16 protein-coding genes are annotated in these 15,830 nt (G+C 63.7%); 12 read left to right on the forward strand and 4 right to left on the reverse strand.

The features are described from left to right. The 4 genes from CN97_RS14870 to CN97_RS14885 form a co-directional block, all read left to right on the forward strand. Positions 1–487: hypothetical protein (locus CN97_RS14870; RefSeq protein WP_211253706.1), on the forward strand; the 487-nt coding region annotated here is incomplete at its 5' end. Positions 488–746: 259 nt separating this feature from the next. Next, complete coding sequence (locus CN97_RS20745) at positions 747–1,148, forward strand: hypothetical protein (RefSeq protein ID WP_131389431.1); 402 nt, start codon at positions 747–749, stop codon at positions 1,146–1,148. A gap of 76 nt (positions 1,149–1,224) precedes the next feature. After that, positions 1,225–1,965, forward strand: coding sequence for a YebC/PmpR family DNA-binding transcriptional regulator (locus CN97_RS14880; protein ID WP_035712996.1), 741 nt, complete (start codon positions 1,225–1,227; stop codon positions 1,963–1,965). A 228-nt stretch (positions 1,966–2,193) separates the two neighbouring features. Next, positions 2,194–3,120 (forward strand): DMT family transporter, encoded by a 927-nt coding sequence (locus CN97_RS14885; RefSeq protein ID WP_051911287.1) that lies wholly within the window; start codon positions 2,194–2,196, stop codon positions 3,118–3,120. Here CN97_RS14885 and choV read toward each other — a convergent pair. From choV to choX, 3 genes are read right to left on the reverse strand one after another with little or no spacing between them, the layout of a single operon-like run. Continuing rightward, positions 3,087–4,157 carry a choline ABC transporter ATP-binding protein gene (choV, locus tag CN97_RS14890; RefSeq protein WP_051911288.1) on the reverse strand — a complete coding sequence of 357 codons (1,071 nt, stop codon included), beginning with the start codon at positions 4,155–4,157 and terminating at the stop codon, positions 3,087–3,089. The two genes, CN97_RS14885 and choV, sit on opposite strands and share 34 nt — an antisense overlap. Beyond that, positions 4,154–4,990 carry a choline ABC transporter permease subunit gene (choW, locus tag CN97_RS14895; protein WP_035712997.1) on the reverse strand — a complete coding sequence of 279 codons (837 nt, stop codon included), beginning with the start codon at positions 4,988–4,990 and terminating at the stop codon, positions 4,154–4,156. The genes choV and choW overlap by 4 nt, the downstream gene beginning before the upstream one ends. A 46-nt stretch (positions 4,991–5,036) precedes the next feature. Continuing rightward, positions 5,037–5,966: a choline ABC transporter substrate-binding protein gene (choX, locus tag CN97_RS14900; RefSeq protein WP_088217301.1), complete on the reverse strand. Its 930-nt coding sequence runs from the start codon at positions 5,964–5,966 to the stop codon at positions 5,037–5,039. Positions 5,967–6,047: 81 nt separating this feature from the next. Here choX and betI point away from each other — a divergent pair, with 81 nt between their 5' ends. From betI to betA, 3 genes are read left to right on the forward strand one after another with little or no spacing between them, the layout of a single operon-like run. Beyond that, a complete protein-coding gene (gene betI / locus CN97_RS14905; RefSeq protein ID WP_051911289.1) occupies positions 6,048–6,623 on the forward strand; it encodes a choline-binding transcriptional repressor BetI in 576 nt (191 codons plus the stop codon). Continuing rightward, complete coding sequence (gene betB / locus CN97_RS14910; RefSeq protein ID WP_035712999.1) at positions 6,620–8,071, forward strand: betaine-aldehyde dehydrogenase; 1,452 nt, start codon at positions 6,620–6,622, stop codon at positions 8,069–8,071. Before betI ends, betB begins: the two co-directional genes overlap by 4 nt. A 13-nt stretch (positions 8,072–8,084) precedes the next feature. After that, complete coding sequence (gene betA, locus CN97_RS14915) at positions 8,085–9,794, forward strand: choline dehydrogenase (RefSeq protein ID WP_084684192.1); 1,710 nt, start codon at positions 8,085–8,087, stop codon at positions 9,792–9,794. Positions 9,795–9,797: 3 nt separating this feature from the next. Here betA and CN97_RS14920 read toward each other — a convergent pair whose 3' ends face one another. Then, positions 9,798–10,208, reverse strand: a complete 411-nt coding sequence (locus tag CN97_RS14920) for a hypothetical protein (protein ID WP_035713001.1) — start codon at positions 10,206–10,208, stop codon at positions 9,798–9,800. Positions 10,209–10,414: 206 nt separating this feature from the next. On the opposite strand from CN97_RS14920, the gene CN97_RS14925 reads away from it, so the two are divergent. The 5 genes from CN97_RS14925 to pstA all read left to right on the forward strand — a co-directional run bounded on the left by CN97_RS14925 (position 10,415) and on the right by pstA (position 15,825). Beyond that, positions 10,415–11,476 carry a sensor histidine kinase gene (locus CN97_RS14925; RefSeq protein WP_035713003.1) on the forward strand — a complete coding sequence of 354 codons (1,062 nt, stop codon included), beginning with the start codon at positions 10,415–10,417 and terminating at the stop codon, positions 11,474–11,476. A gap of 32 nt (positions 11,477–11,508) precedes the next feature. Next, complete coding sequence (locus CN97_RS14930) at positions 11,509–11,838, forward strand: hypothetical protein (RefSeq protein ID WP_051911290.1); 330 nt, start codon at positions 11,509–11,511, stop codon at positions 11,836–11,838. A 333-nt stretch (positions 11,839–12,171) separates the two neighbouring features. Next, positions 12,172–13,197, forward strand: coding sequence for a substrate-binding domain-containing protein (locus CN97_RS14935; protein WP_035713007.1), 1,026 nt, complete (start codon positions 12,172–12,174; stop codon positions 13,195–13,197). Positions 13,198–13,255: 58 nt separating this feature from the next. Beyond that, positions 13,256–14,467, forward strand: a complete 1,212-nt coding sequence (gene pstC, locus CN97_RS14940; protein ID WP_035713008.1) for a phosphate ABC transporter permease subunit PstC — start codon at positions 13,256–13,258, stop codon at positions 14,465–14,467. Continuing rightward, entirely contained in the window at positions 14,464–15,825 is a 1,362-nt protein-coding gene (pstA, locus tag CN97_RS14945) for a phosphate ABC transporter permease PstA (RefSeq protein ID WP_035713010.1), read from the forward strand. The genes pstC and pstA overlap by 4 nt, the downstream gene beginning before the upstream one ends. Positions 15,826–15,830 lie beyond the last annotated feature (5 nt).

Here is a 15,830-nt window from a genome sequence, read left to right on the forward strand (position 1 = left end):
ACGACACGCCACTTGGGGAATGCAGGTTCCTTTCTTCATCTATTGTGAGACCGACGCTCTGAATTGGCCGTTGGTGGAGGGCTCCGTCAACGGTATCGACCATATCGTACGGGCGCCTCGCCTGATGGGCGACCTGACACGCCGTACAGCACCTCGGTTCGATCTCGCCCCTCTCATGGGCGAAAAAGCCCAGACCGTTCGTTTCATGGCCGACTTTCCTACCCTTCTTGCGGCGGATGGAAGTGCAGGCATTCAGTTAGTCTATGAAGAAGCGGATCTGGCCACTATTGGCTATCACCTGATCAACGCGGTGGAGGTTGATATCGTAACCGGCCCCGCCTTGGCGGCGCGTTTTGCCGTTCAGGCTGAGCGTGCCGCCGCGGAGGGGTATGATGATCCTCTTTCCGTCATTATCTCTTGCTCAGTGCTCAGTGCTCAGTGCTCAGTGCTCAGTGCTCAGTGCTCAGTGCTCAGTGCACGAGGCTGAGAGGCTGGCTCAATCTGCAATGTCGTCATTGCGCCGCTCAACCAGACAATATTGGGTCAACTCCCCGGACGAAGAGCTTAAGGAATGGGGAGTTCTGACCTTCGCTCTCGACGCCAAGCTGAGGCTCCGGTCAGACCCAGCAGATATGGTACATGTAATCACGTGGAGCGAGCATACGCGCCTGGTCTCACAGAGCCTCTGGTCTGACGCATGGCGAGAGTTCGACGCCAATCCGGCTGTTCTCCCTTTGGACCTTGTGTTGAAAGCCCAGCAGGAGGCAATTCATGAGAATCTTCCGGCAGCCGCCCTGCAAGCAGGGCTGGCGATGGATTTGTGTCGTCAGCGACTCTGGGATGGCTTGGAGGCGAAAGGACGATGCTCCCCCGGCCAAACTGACGAATGCAGAACAAATCCGAAGCGGCCGTGGCGCTATTTCGGGAGCAAGCTGAAAGAGCATGTGACGCCGGGCGCGCAAATCCGTTCGCTGGAGGATGAGAGGCCCGAGGTCTTTGCAGCGGTCGAGAAACTTTACCACTACAGAAACGATGCCGCCCATGCGAAGCCGCTGAAGGGGGATCCGGCAGCCGGGGATCTCAAAGCCGCCATCGACCATCTCTTCGCGCTGATCGACTTCTGCAATGATGTGATGGAAGAGGCATAGGCGGACGCGCCCTTGCTCCCTTGGGTCTCCTTCGCTAGAGATGCGGCAAATTTCAGACATCCAGACGGAGCATGCCATGGCCGGCCATTCCAAATGGGCCAACATCCAGCATCGCAAGGGCAAGCAGGATGCGGCCCGGTCGAAGCTTTTCTCCAAGCTCTCGCGCGAGATCACCGTTGCGGCGCGGATGGGTGATCCCGACCCCGACAAGAACCCCCGTCTCCGCCTCGCGGTGAAGGAGGCGAAGGCCCAGTCGATGCCGAAGGACGTGATCGAGCGTGCCATCGCCAAGGCGAGCGGCGCGGATGCCGACAGCCTCGAGGAGATCCGGTATGAGGGTTACGGCCCGAACGGCGTTGCCGTCATCGTCGAGGCGATGACCGACAACCGCAATCGCACCGCCTCCAACGTCCGCTCGCTCTTTACCAAGTCGGGTGGCAACCTGGCCGAGACCGGCGCGGTGAGCTTCATGTTCGAGCGGAAGGGGGAGATCACCTATCCGCTGAGCGTGGGCGATGCCGATACGGTCATGGAAGCCGCGATCGAAGCCGGGGCCGAGGATGTGGAGACATCCGAGGATGGCCACATCATCTGGTGCGCCTTTGAGGAACTGGCGGATGTCTCTGCCGCGCTGGAAGCGCCGCTTGGCGAGGCGGAGAGCACGAAAATCGTCTGGAAGCCCAGCACCACGACGGAGCTGGACCTCGACTCCGCCCAGAAGCTCATGCGCCTGATCGACAATCTGGAGGATGACGACGACGTGCAGACCGTCACCGCCAATTTCGAGATCTCGGACGAGGTGATGGCTCAACTCTGATCTGAGCTCAGTTCGCCTGTTGGCGGTGCCGAACCCTCAGGGCGCCGCCAATGTTCGGCCCGGATTCGGGTCGGTGTCAGATCATATGTGACCATGCCGCAGCGACGAACTGCGGCGCTTGCTGGCCGTGTGACGGACTGGTCCGCTGACGAGGGGCTTCTGCCACAACCGACGGGTCCGCTTCGTCCCGGCCTTGCGAACTCCGTCAAGGCGGCGCAGAACAGGCGTATGGCCACCGTCACCGTTCCCCCCGTTTCCATGGAAGCTGACAGCCAGCCGCTTGCCGGCATGCTGTGGATGTTCGCCTCGGGCTTGTCCTTTGTCGGCGTGAATGTCTTCGTCAAGATTTTCGGGCAGGGTTTGCCGGCGGCGGAATCGGCCTTCCTGCGGTTTGGCTTCGGGCTCCTCTTCCTGCTTCCGCTCGCCCCTGCGTTCCTGCGTCAGAGGCCGAGCCGCCGGGTCATGGCAGAGATCTGGGCGCGGGGCGGGCTGCATGCCGTCGGTGTGATCTGCTGGTTTTACGCCATGACAGCCATCCCCCTGCAGGAAGTCACCGCGATCAACTATCTCACCCCCATCTACGTGACGCTGGGGGCGGCGGTGTTCTTTGGCGAGCGGCTGGCCATGCGGCGGATTGCTGCCATCCTCGTCGCCATCATCGGCGTGATGGTGATCCTGCGGCCCGGCGTGCGGGAAGTCGAGCCGGGCCATCTGGCCATGCTGACGACCACCGCCTGCTTCGGGGCCTCCTTCCTGTTCGCCAAGCGTCTGTCGGAGGAAATGAACCCGGCTCTTGTCGTGGCGTGGATGTCGGTGACGGTGACGCTCCTGCTTGCGCCGCTGGCCTTCATGAACTGGGTGCAGCCCAGCCTTGCCGAACTGGGCGGTATGGCGGTCGTCGCTGGTTGCGCGACTTTCGGGCATTACGCGATGACCCGCGCCTTCCGCCTTGCACCGGTCTCCGTCACCCAGCCGGTGACGTTTCTGCAACTCATCTGGGCCACTCTGATCGGTGCCGTCGCCTTTGGCGAAGCGGCGGACATCTGGGTGGTGGTCGGCGCGGCGATGATCATCTCCGCCGTCGCCTATGTCACGCTGCGCGAAGCGCGGCTGAAACGGGGTCAGACCCCGCTCGGCGTTACGGAAAGCTCCTGATCGTTTGGGGCAAGCAGCCTGCGTGAAATGCTGGCAGGGCTGATCTGGCCCAGTGTCTCCGCTCCGTCCACGACCCGCATCGCATGGCCGGATGTCTCGAGCGCGGCCATCGCCTTGCGGATCGGCAGGCCGCCCGGGAGGGTGCCTGCCGCGCTTTCCGTCAGCGGCTCCAGTGCGTCACAGGCGGTCAGCACGGCGAGAGGGTTCATGTTCTGCACGAAATCCGACACATAGTCCGATGCGGGGTTGGAGTAGATTTCCCGCGGGGTGCCCGTCTGCGCGATCCTTCCGCCTTCCAGAATGGCGATGCGGTTGCCGATCTTGAAGGCTTCGTCCAGATCGTGGGATACGAAGAGGATCGTACGCTTCAACCGCTCCTGAAGGGTCAGAAGCTCATCCTGCAACTTGTTGCGAATCAGCGGGTCCAGGGCAGAGAACGGCTCATCCATCAGCAGGATCGGTGCCTCCGTCACCAGCGCGCGGGCAAGGCCCACCCGCTGCTGCATACCCCCAGACAGGTCCGTCACCCGTCGGTCGCCGGAGCCGTCAAGCCCGACGATCTCCAGCTGCTCCTGCACCTTGGTCCGCCGCTCCGCCGCGTTGAGCCCCGCAAACTCCAGCCCCATGCCCACGTTGTCCCGCACGGTGCGCCACGGCAGCAGGCCGAACTGCTGGAACACCATGGAGACGCGGTGCAGCCTGAGATTGCGGAGCGTTCGGGCATCGGCGCCGTTCACTTTGACCATCCGGTTGCCGTCATTCACCCTGACCTCGCCGCGCGTGACGGGGTTCAAGCCGTTCACTGCCCGAAGCAGGGTGGACTTGCCGGAGCCGGAAAGGCCCATCAGCACGACGATCTCACCGGTGTTGACCGTCAGCGATGCGTTGTGCACGCCAAGGATCTGGCCGGTTTTCGCGCGCACCTCGGCACGATCGGCGCCCGCGTCCATGAGAGGGAGCGCGCCGCGCGCATTGTCCCCGAAGACGATGGAGACGTTGTCGAACTCGACAGCGCTCTTCGTTTGCGCGGCGGTCATTTGCGGCCCTCCACGCGAAGCATCCGGTCAAGAAGGATGGCGACGATGACGATGACGAAGCCTGCCTCGAAGCCCAGCGACGTATTGACCGTGTTCAGCGCCCGCACCACCGGCACGCCAAGCCCGTTGGCTCCGACAAGCGCCGCGATCACCACCATGGAGAGCGAGAGCATGATCGTCTGGTTCAGGCCCGCCATGATCTGAGGAGTGGCGTAGGGAAGCTCTACCTTCCACAGCTTCTGGCGCGGCGTGGCCCCGAAGGCCGTCGCGGCCTCCGTGAGCGCGGAGGGCGTGGAGGATATGCCGAGATAGGTCAGCCGGATCGGCGCAGGCAGGACGAAGATCACCGTCGCGATCAGGCCGGGCACCATGCCGATGCCGAAGAACACGATGGCGGGGATGAGATACACGAAGGTCGGCAGCGTCTGCATCAGGTCGAGCACTGGGGCGACCCAGGCGTAAAGCCTTGGCCGGTGGGCGAGGAACACGCCGACGGGCACTCCGATCGCCATGCACACGACGCAGGCGGAGAGCACCAGCGTCAGGCTTTCCATCGTGGCCTGCCAGTAGCCCTGGTTCATCACGAAGAGAAAACCCACCAGCACGATCAGGGGCGCCTTCCAGTTGCGCTGGATGGCGAAGGCGACGGCGACAAAGATCGCCACGATGACCAGCGGGGGTGGCGTCAGCAGGAGCCACAATATCCCGTCGATCAACGCCTGCATTCCGGTGGACAGCGCATTGAAGAACGCCGCCGCATGCAGGTTGAGCCAGTCGAACACAAGTTTCGCCGTGCGTCCGACCGGGATCTTGGTCGAGGTTATCCAGTCCATCAGCTTGTCCGTCCTTCGGCTGGCTCAGGAAAGGAGGGGACACTGCTCACTTGAAAGCTGCCGCGACAGCCGCCTGTGCGTCACCGCCATCCTTGGTCGTGACACCTTCCAGCCAGGGCTGCGCGACATCGGGATGCGCCTTCAGCCAGGCCTCCGCCGCCTTGGCGGGTTCCTCCCCGCCGTCAAGGATGGCTCCCATGATCTCGTTCTCCATCTCAAGCGAGAAGGAAAGGTTCTCAAGAAAACGTCCGGTATTGGGGCATTCCGCCACATATCCCTTCCGCGCCAGCGTGCCGACCGTCGCGCCGCCGAAATCCGGCCCGAACACCTCATCGCCGCCGGACAGATAGGTCAGGTCGAAGTTCGAGTTCATCGGATGCGGCTCCCAGCCGAGGAAGACCACGGGATGCGATTGGCCATCCGCGCGCCGCACCTGCGCAAGCATGCCTTGCTCTGAGCTTTCGACCAGGTCGAAATCCTTGAGGCCGAACTGACCTTTCTCGATCATGTCGAGGATTAGCCGGTTGCCGTCATTGCCCGACTCGATGCCGTAAATCTTGCCGTCCAGCAGGTCGGCCTGGGTCGCGATATCCTTGAAATCCTTGATCCCCGCTGCTGCGCCCGCGGCATTGGTGGCGAGGGTGTATTTCGCCCCGGTCAGGTTCGTTCGGACCTCATCTATCGTGCCTGCCTGCCGGTAGGGGGCGATGTCGGCCTCCATCGAAGGCATCCAGAGGCCGAGAAAGGCGTCTATCTGCCCGTTTGCGAGCGAGGCGAACGTCACGGGCAGGGCAAGCAGCTTGATCTCCGTGTCATAGCCGAGCGCCTGAAGAACCGTCGTCGCAACCGCCGTCGTGGCAGTGATATCGGTCCAGCCGACATCGGCAAATGTGACCTTGTCGCAATTGGCGGCGGCGGCGGGCAAAGCGGCCGTGACGAGGGCGGAGGTGAGAAGAGCTGTGCGAACGATGGACATGGGATTCCTTCGTGATTTGTTGTTGATTGACTATTCAATCATGATGAGCGTAGTTGTACCCCCGCGAGCGGAGGTGTCAACATGGCGAAACGTGGCATGGAGCCTATTCGAAGGGCCGCGCTGGTAAAAGCGACCATTGCGGAGATCGGAGGCGTAGGGGGTCTCGACGCGACCGTGGCGCAGATCGCGCGGCGGGCGGGCGTCTCCTCGGCGCTGGCGCTGCATTACTTCGGCAGCAAGGAGCGGATCTTCCTGGCTGCCATGCGGTTCGTGCTGACGAGCTACGGCGAAGAGGTTCGTGCAGCCCTGGCCAAGGCCGATGCGCCACGTGAAAGGCTGGACGCCATCGTCTCGGCGGGGTTTTCGCCCGCGAACTTTCAGCGTGAGACGGTGAACGCCTGGCTGAACTTCTATGTGCTCGCGCAAAACAGCACGGAAGCGCGGCGCCTGCTGAACATCTACCGTCGCCGGCTGCATTCCAACCTTCTGCGCGAACTGCGTCCGCTCGTGGGTGAGCGGGCGGAGGAAGCGGCCTATGCCATCGGTGCGATGGTCGACGGGGTCTATCTGCGCGAGGCGCTGGGCGAAGGGACGCCTGATGGACTGGAGGCGACGCGGGCCGTCATGGGTCATCTGGAAAAGGAGATCGCAGGATGAGGGCACAGCCCCAGGCAAGTCATTTCATCGACGGGGCCTTTGTCGAGGACATTTCAGGCGCCGAGATCGAAGTGATCTATCCGGCCACGGGCGAGGTGATCGCACGTCTTCACGAGGCAACGCCCGCGATCATGGACCGCGCGCTGAATGCCGCGCGGCGTGCACAGCGCGACTGGGCCGCACTTCGTCCGGTGGAGCGGGGGCGCATCCTCAACCGCGCAGCCCAGATCATGCGGGAGCGGAACCGCGCGCTTTCCGAGCTGGAGACGCTCGACACCGGCAAACCCCTTCAGGAAACCCTGGTCGCGGACGCGATGAGCGGTGCGGACGCGCTGGAGTATTTCGCGGGCCTTGCTCCGACCGTGACGGGCGAGACGATCCCGCTGGGGCAGGATTTCGTCTATACTCGGCGGGAGCCTGTTGGGGTCTGCGTCGGCATCGGCGCCTGGAACTACCCCACGCAGATCGCCTGCTGGAAGGCCGCGCCTGCGCTGGCCCTCGGCAATGCGATGGTCTTCAAGCCCTCCGAGACGACACCGCTTGGCGCGCTGAAACTCGCGGAGATTCTCGTGGAGGCGGGCCTGCCGCCCGGCCTCTTCAATGTCGTGCAGGGGCGAGGCGCGGTTGGCGCTGCGCTGGTGACGGACCCGAGGGTGGACAAGGTCTCCCTCACCGGCTCCGTCGCGACGGGCGCAAAGGTCTATGCCGCGGCGGCTGAGGGTATCCGCTCCGTCACGATGGAACTCGGCGGGAAATCCCCGCTCGTGGTGTTTGAGGATGCCGATCTGGACAGTGCCGTCGGCGCAGCGATGCTGGGGAATTTCTATTCCTCCGGCCAGATCTGCTCCAATGGCACGCGGGTCTTCGTGCAGAAGTCCGTGCGCGAGGCGTTTCTCGACCGGCTGGTGCGCCGGAGCAGGGCCATCCGGCTCGGTGATCCGCTGGATGAGGCGACGCAGATGGGGCCGCTCGTCTCGCAGGCCCAGTTCGACAAGGTGATGGGCTACATCTCCCGTGCAGAGGCGGAAGGCGCGCAACTCATGACCGGCGGGCGGCAGTGGGGCAATGCGGGGCTTTTCGTGGAGCCGACCGTCTTTGCGGGCGTCACCGACGGAATGACGTTGGCGCGGGAGGAAGTCTTCGGTCCTGTCATGGCCGTGCTGGACTTCGAGACGGAGGAGGAGGCGCTCACCCGCGCCAATGCCACGCCCTATGGTCTTGCCGCGGGCGTCTTCACTGCCGACATGACCCGGGCACACCGGATGGCGGCGGGGTTCGAGGCGGGCACCTGCTGGATCAATGCCTATAACCTGACCCCGGTGGAGGCGCCCTTCGGCGGCATGAAGCTTTCCGGTGTGGGGCGGGAGAACGGCCGCGCGGCTGTGGAGCACTACACGCAGATCAAATCCGTCTATGTCGGGCTTGGACCCGTCGAAGCCCCATATTGAAGGAGAGCGAATTATGACCGGCGGCATTCCGGGCGGCGTTGGCGGTCGCTTCCTGAAGAACGGCGAGAGTGGCGAGACGGCGGATTTCGTCATCGTAGGCGCTGGCTCAGCCGGTTCCGCCATGGCGTATCGTCTGTCGGAGGCGGGGGCGAGCGTCATCGTGGTCGAGTTCGGCGGAACCGATGCCGGGCCGTTCATCCAGATGCCGGGCGCGCTCTCCTATCCGATGAACATGTCGCGCTATGACTGGGGTTTCCAGTCCGAACCGGAGCCGCATCTGGATGGGCGCAAGCTTGCGGTGCCCCGGGGCAAGGTGATCGGCGGCTCCTCCTCCATCAACGGCATGGTGTTTGTGCGCGGCCATGCGAAGGACTTCGATCACTGGCGCGACTCCGGCGCGGACGGCTGGGCCTATGCCGATGTGCTGCCCTATTTCCGCCGCATGGAGACCTGGCATGGGGGGGAGCCGGACGAGTTCCGCGGTGACTCCGGCCCGCTGCATGTCACGCGCGGTTCCCGCGAGAACCCGCTTTTCGATGCCTTCGTGGAAGCGGGTGCGGAAGCCGGATATCCCGTAACGGCGGATTACAACGGTCGCCAGCAGGAGGGGTTCGGCGCGATGGAGGCGACGATCTGGCGCGGGCAGCGCTGGTCGGCGGCGAATGCCTATCTGAAACCGGCGTTGCGCCGACCGAACGTGCGGCTCGTGCGGGGCCTTGCACGGCGCGTGGTCTTTGAGGGGCGTCGTGCGGTGGGGGTGGAGCTGCAGCGACACGGCCGGACGGAAGTGATCCGCGCACGGCGGGAAGTCGTGCTGGCTGCCTCCTCCATCAACACTCCGAAGCTGCTGATGCTTTCCGGCATCGGGCCTGCCCCGGCGCTCTCGGCTCTCGGCCTGCCGGTGGTGGCGGATCGGCGGGGCGTGGGGCAGAACCTTCAGGATCACCTCGAGATCTACATGCAGTATGCGGCGACCCGGCCCATCACGTTGTTCCGGTACTGGAACCTGCTGGGCAAGGCATATGTCGGCGCGCGCTGGCTCTTCACCCGCACCGGGCCGGGGGCGTCGAACCAGTTCGAGGCATGTGGTTTCATCCGCTCGGCCGCTGGGGTGGACTACCCCGACATTCAGTATCACTTCCTGCCTCTCGCCGTGCGCTATGATGGCAAGGCGATCGCGGAGGGGCACGGATTTCAGGTCCATGTGGGGCCGATGCGGTCGGGGAGCCGGGGGGAGGTCACCCTACGCTCCGCCGACCCGGCAGAACCGCCCCGCATCCGCTTCAACTACATGTCGAAGGAGGAGGACTGGCGCGACTTCCGCAGGGCCATCCGGCTCACGCGGGAGATTTTCGGACAGCCGGCCATGACCCCCTACCTGAAGGGCGAATTGCAGCCCGGCCCCGCCGTGGACAGCGACGCAGAGCTTGACGCCTTTCTGCGGGAGCATGTGGAAAGCGCCTATCATCCCTGCGGCACGGCCCGTATGGGAAGGGCCGAGGACCCTATGGCGGTGGTTGACCCGGAATGCCGGGTGATCGGTGTGGAAGGGCTGCGCGTTGCCGACAGTTCCATCTTCCCGCGGATCACGAACGGCAATCTCAACGCTCCATCCATCATGGTGGGAGAAAAGGCGGCGGATCATCTGCTGGGCCGGGTGCCGTTGCCTCCCTCCAACGCGGAGCCGTGGGTCAATCGCGCGTGGCAGGTTTCGCAGCGGTAAACCTCAGGTGTGCAGGCGCCGACCCCCGGCGGAGGCGAGTTCAAGAAGGCTCATGTCGAGGCGTCGGTTGAACCGGCGCAACTCGCTCAACACCATTGTCGGCTCCGGCAGCGGGTCAGTCACGGCCACGACTGAGCCGCGATAGTCGCACCGGTCGAGGAGGCGAACGAGATCGACGATATCGAACTGGCGGGCAACGATGGGGGAAAAGATGCAGTCCGGCTCAATGCGACGGACGAATTCGGGGCTGATCGTTGGGAAGCGGCAGTAGATCATCGAAACGCCGCCGGGGAACTGCTGGATGAGCGGCGCGAATGAGGGATCCGGCTCCACGAGCAAAAGGCGATCGGATTCCGGCCCTATCGCGTCTTTCGATTGCTTGAGCCAGTCAGGCGCCGAAGAGAGGCCTCTCATTCGGAATTTACCATGTCACCGTCCTGTCAAAAGACTGCACATCCAAAGGTTTAAACCCTTGAGTGGGTCACACGCAAAAGTATTCTCGATCCCGTGACCGTTACAAGCAATTTTTGAAGGAAGATGTTGGAGAGCGACTTGCGATGTCGATTCGCGCACGTCACACAGGCATGAGCATCGTTTAAAGTAGCAAAAGGATTATAACAATGAGCAGCGCGACGGTGGATGATGCTCTCAAGTCGCTGGTCGCGGGCGTACCGATTCCCCTTCTGCTAATTGATGAGGCCGACCGTATTCTTGCGTCCAACGAGGCGGCGGCCCGTCTCTTCGGGCTTGCGGTCGAGGCCCGTCATTATCTCACCGTGATCCGGCAGCCTGCCGTGACGAGCTGTATCGAGGCCGCGCGCCGAACGGGGAGGGAGGCGCAGGGCAGAATGCTCATCGCCGGCCCGTCGCTCGACCGTTCGTTCCGGGTGGTGACAACACCCGTGCTCGACAGGCGTGTGCTCGTCTCGCTGGAGGAGATCACCGATGTGGAACAGGCGAGCCGTATCCGGCGCGATTTCGTGGCCAATGTCAGTCATGAGATGCGCACGCCGCTGACGGCGCTGCTCGGCTTCATCGAGACACTTCGCGGTGCCGCACGCGATGATGCCGCGGCGCGGGAGCGGTTTTTGTCCATCATGGCGCGGGAAGCAGAGCGGATGAACCGGCTCGTCGCGGATCTGCTCTCGCTCACCCGCGTGGAATCTGAGGAGCGCGTCCGGCCGACCGCGCCGGTTGATCTCGCCGCGCTGGTGCGGTCCGCGGCGGCGAGCCTCCGGCCGGTGGCGGAAGCGGCAGGCGTGGAGATCGAGCTGACTGGAACTGTCGAGCCGCTTACCGCCCCGGGTGACGCCGATCAATTGACGCAGGTGCTTACCAACCTCATCGAGAATGCGTTGAAATACGGTGGTCCGGGGCCGGTCACCGTATCTCTTTCAGCTCAGTCGCGTGACCCGGTGCTGAAGCGAGCCGTTGCCCGCATCGACGTGATCGACCGGGGGGAGGGGATAGACGACCTGCACTTGCCACGCCTGACGGAGCGGTTCTACCGTGTGGACAGCCACCGTTCTCGCGAAAAGGGCGGGACCGGGCTTGGTCTTGCGATTGTGAAGCATATCGTCAACCGTCACCGGGGCCGTCTGAAGATCGAAAGCCGGAAGGGGGAGGGGAGCCGCTTCACCGTCCTGCTGCCCAGATCGGAGGCGATGGAACCGGAGAAGTGACGGGACGTTATCGTGAAATGGGGAGATTTCCAATGTCTATCATCCGAAGCACGTTCCTCGCCACTGCCATCGTATTCACTCCGGCAATCCTGGCCGCTCAGGCTGCCGTGGATAAAGCGCAGACCGGCGGAACTGGCGAGTGCGAGGGCGGCATTGCGCAGCCCGCGACCGGGGTGGCGCAGGGTCCGTCGAGCGGCACAGCGCCGGGTAACGCCGGTTCCACGGGGTGGAGCGGCGGGACAGGCGGCTCCAACACGGGAACGGTGCCGGCGGGCGCCTTGCCTGAATCAAAGACCTGGCAGCCGAAGACGGCCTCTGGCCTTGACCTCATGGGCGTCAAGAAAGCTCCGCCAGACTGCTGATTGCAGCGACTCGGCGGGGTGGGAAGCTAACTCCAGAAGCGGGACAGGCATATTCGCCGGTTTCCGTATCGTGACGTGGTTCACCCGCAATAGCCTTCTCTTGGTGCTTGCTGAAAAGGTTACCCGACGGTCAAATAAGCCCGAATGCTATGATATCATTCGGATATTCTCCGCCACATCGAGCTTGCCGGCCCCAGGGCTTCTGCCCTGTCTTTGACGATGTCATGAAACTGTTACGTTCCTGTCACATAGTGGTTGCATCCCGGTCTTAGGAGACCTGCGGAAGGTCGCTTACAGCGGCTGCCATCTTGATCGGGCTAACAGGAGTTTTCCATGTCCATCGTCCGTAACACTGTCTCCGCCGTCGCGATCATCGCGGGTGGGGCTTGTGCCGCCTCTGCACGTGATGTTGTCCAGGTGGCCGGATCCTCCACCGTTCTCCCCTATTCGTCGATCGTGGCCGAGGCCTTTGGTGAGAATTTCGACTTCAAGACCCCGGTCGTCCAATCCGGCGGCTCCTCCGCCGGCCTGAAGCAGTTCTGCGAAGGTGTGGCCGACAATACCATCGACATCGCCAACTCCTCCCGCCCGATCCGCCCGGCAGAGATCGAGGCCTGCAAGGCCAACGGCGTGACCGAGATCATGGAAGTGCGCATCGGTTACGACGGCATCGTCTTTGCCTCCGATCGTTCCGCACAGGATTTCGCCTTTACCCCCGCCGACTGGTACAAGGCACTGGCTGCGCAGACTTTCGTGGACGGCAAGCTGGTTGCGAACACGGTATCCAGCTGGGATCAGGTCAACCCGGCCTTCGCCAAGCAGGAGATCGTGGCCTACGTCCCGGGCACCAAGCACGGCACGCGCGAGGTCTTCGTCGAGAAGGTTATCCAGGAGGGCTGTGAGGCCACCGGCGCGCTGAAGGCGATGACGGACGCTCTCGGCAAGGAAGAGGCACTCAAGGCCTGCACCACGCTGCGGACGGACGGTCGCTCCGTCGACATCGACGGCGACTACACCGAGACGCTGGCCCGCATCCAGTCCAACAAGGCTGGTATCGGTGTGTTCGGCCTGTCCTTCTACGAGCAGAACACCAACACCCTGAAGGTCGCCACCATGGATGGGGTCGTCCCTTCGGTGCAATCGATCTCCACCGGTGAATACCCGGTCTCCCGCCCGCTGTTCTTCTACGTGAAAAAACAGCACATCGGCCAGATCCCCGGCCTGCTGGAGTTTACCGAATTCTTCGTGTCCGACGATATCGCGGGTGAGGGTGGGCCGCTCGCGCAGTACGGGCTGGTGCCTGATCCGAAACTGGCCGACACGCAGGCCGCCGTCGCGTCACAGGCGATAATGAACTGACACCCGGACAGGGCGGCGCAAGCCGCCCTCCTTCCTTTCAGAGGCTCGAACGCGCGCCATGTCCCTCCCCTGGATTATCCTCATCGTGCTGGCTCTGGCCGCGGCGGGCTTTGTGCTTGGCCGCGCGCGGGCTTTGAGCGGCCCCGATTCCCGACTGCTTCATTCGCTGCCCTCTTTCCATGGGTGGTTTGTCGCCCTGTCCACCGCAGCACCTGCGCTGTTGTGGCTTCTCGCAGGACTGCTGGCGCTTCCCCTGCTGGCTGCGAGTGACGGCGCGCGAGGGCAGGGCTTCACCATCGTGGTGATCATTACCGTCCTGCTCGCTCTTGCCGGCCTTGCCCTGTCGCTGAAGAACATCTCGCCTGACTTCCGCGCGCGGAACGTGGTCGAGCGGTTCGTGCTCTTCATGCTGGTCCTCGCCTCAACCATCGCCATTCTGACGACGCTGGGCATCGTCCTGTCGATGCTGTTCGAGACGATGAACTTCTTCAGCCAGTATCCCTGGCAGGATTTCTTCTTCTCCCTCACCTGGTCGCCCGCTTTTCATGGCCAGAGCCAGCTTGGCATCCTGCCGCTGCTGTGGGGCACGCTTTACATTTCCTTCATCGCGCTGGCCGTATCGGTGCCGATCGGGCTGTTCGCCGCGATATACATGTCGGAATATGCCTCCAAGCCGTTCCGCTCCGTCGCGAAGCCGTTGATCGAGATTCTCGCGGGTATCCCGACCATTGTTTATGGCCTTTTCGCGCTCATCACCGTGGGCCCGCTGCTCCGCGACTGGATCGCCCAGCCCACAGGGCTTGGCACGTCCGGCTCTTCGGTCATGACGGCGGGTCTGGTGATGGGGATCATGCTGATCCCCTTCGTCTCCTCCCTTTCCGATGACATCATGAACGCCGTGCCGCAAAGCCTCCGCGACGGCTCCTTCGGGCTCGGTGCCACCAAGTCCGAAACGATCCGGCAGGTCGTGCTGCCCGCGGCGCTGCCGGGGATCGTGGGCGCCGTGCTGCTCGCCACCTCCCGCGCCATCGGTGAGACGATGATCGTGGTTCTGGGGGCGGGGGCGGCCGCGCAGATGTCGCTCAATCCGTTCGAGGCGATGACCACCGTCACGGTCAAGATCGTCAGCCAGCTGACCGGGGATACCGATTTCGCCTCGCCCGAGACGCTGGTGGCCTTTGCGCTGGGGCTGACGCTCTTCGTGATGACGCTGGGGCTTAACGTGCTCGCGCTCCACATCGTGCGCAAATACCGGGAGCAATACGAATGACCGACGCAACCGCCGGATCGACGCCCGCGCCGCGCCGCGAGAGCGCCCAACGTTCCCTTCTGAAGCAGGATGCGCGCACGCGCCGCCGGAACGCGGCCGAGTCGCGTTTCAGGTCCTACGGTCTCATTGCCTGCTTGCTGGGCGTGCTGGCGCTCGTCGGACTTCTGACATCCGTGCTGGGCAACGGCCTTTCCGCCTTCCGGCAGACCTATGTGGAACTGACGGTTCATCTGGACGCCGACAAGCTCGACCCTTCGGGGGCGCGTGACCCGGCCGCCATCGCCAAGGTCACGACCTTCGGCTATGCACCGCTGATCGAACGGGCGATGCAGGAGGCGATGGCCGCTCGTGGCATCGCCATCGAAGGGCTACCCGAAAAAGAAGCAGCCGGCATCATCTCCCGCGATGCCGCCGCGCAGCTCCGCAGCTACGTCCTCGCCAACCCGGAGGTCATCGGCACGGATGTTGTCTTCGACGTTCTGGCCAACGGGCGTATCGACGGCTACCTGAAGGGCCGTGTAACGCGCGAAACGGCAGAGACGGACAGCATGGTCACGCCGGGCCAGCTTCAGCTTGCCGCCGCGTTGCGCGATGCCGGGCTGCTCGAGTTGAAGTTCAACCCCTCATTCATCACCGGCTCCGACGCCTCCGACCAACGCCCGGAAAGCGCGGGGTTGGGCATTGCGATCCTGGGCTCGTTCTACATGATGCTGATCGTGCTGGTGCTCGCGCTTCCCATCGGCGTCGCCGCCTCCATCTATCTAGAGGAATTCGCACCGAAAAACCGCTGGACCGATCTGATTGAGGTCAATATCTCCAACCTCGCCGCCGTGCCCTCCATCGTGTTCGGTATCCTCGGCCTCGCGATCTTCATCAACTTTGTCGGTTTGCCGCAATCCGCGCCCATCGTGGGCGGGCTTGTGCTGACCTTGATGACGCTGCCGACGATCATCATATCCACGCGGGCGGCGCTGAAGGCCGTGCCGCCCTCCATCCGCGATGCGGCGCTGGGGGTGGGCGCGTCCCGGATGCAGGCAGTGTTCCACCATGTCCTGCCGCTCGCGATGCCGGGGATCCTCACCGGGACGATCATCGGTCTTGCACAGGCGCTTGGAGAGACCGCGCCGCTTCTGCTGATCGGGATGGTCGCGTTCGTGCGTGACTTCCCGGCGTCACCGCCGGAGGGCCTTTTTGATCCCGCTTCTGCGCTGCCGGTGCAGGTGTTCAACTGGACCCAAAGGGCGGATCCCGCCTTCGTCGAGCGGGCCTCGGGCGCGATCATCGTGCTCCTCGCCTTCCTGCTCGTGATGAATATCGTGGCCGTCGTGCTGCGTCGGCGCTTCGAACGCCGCTGGTAACGGAG

It is taken from the genome of Haematobacter massiliensis, assembly GCF_000740795.1.
Lineage (GTDB): Bacteria > Pseudomonadota > Alphaproteobacteria > Rhodobacterales > Rhodobacteraceae > Haematobacter > Haematobacter massiliensis.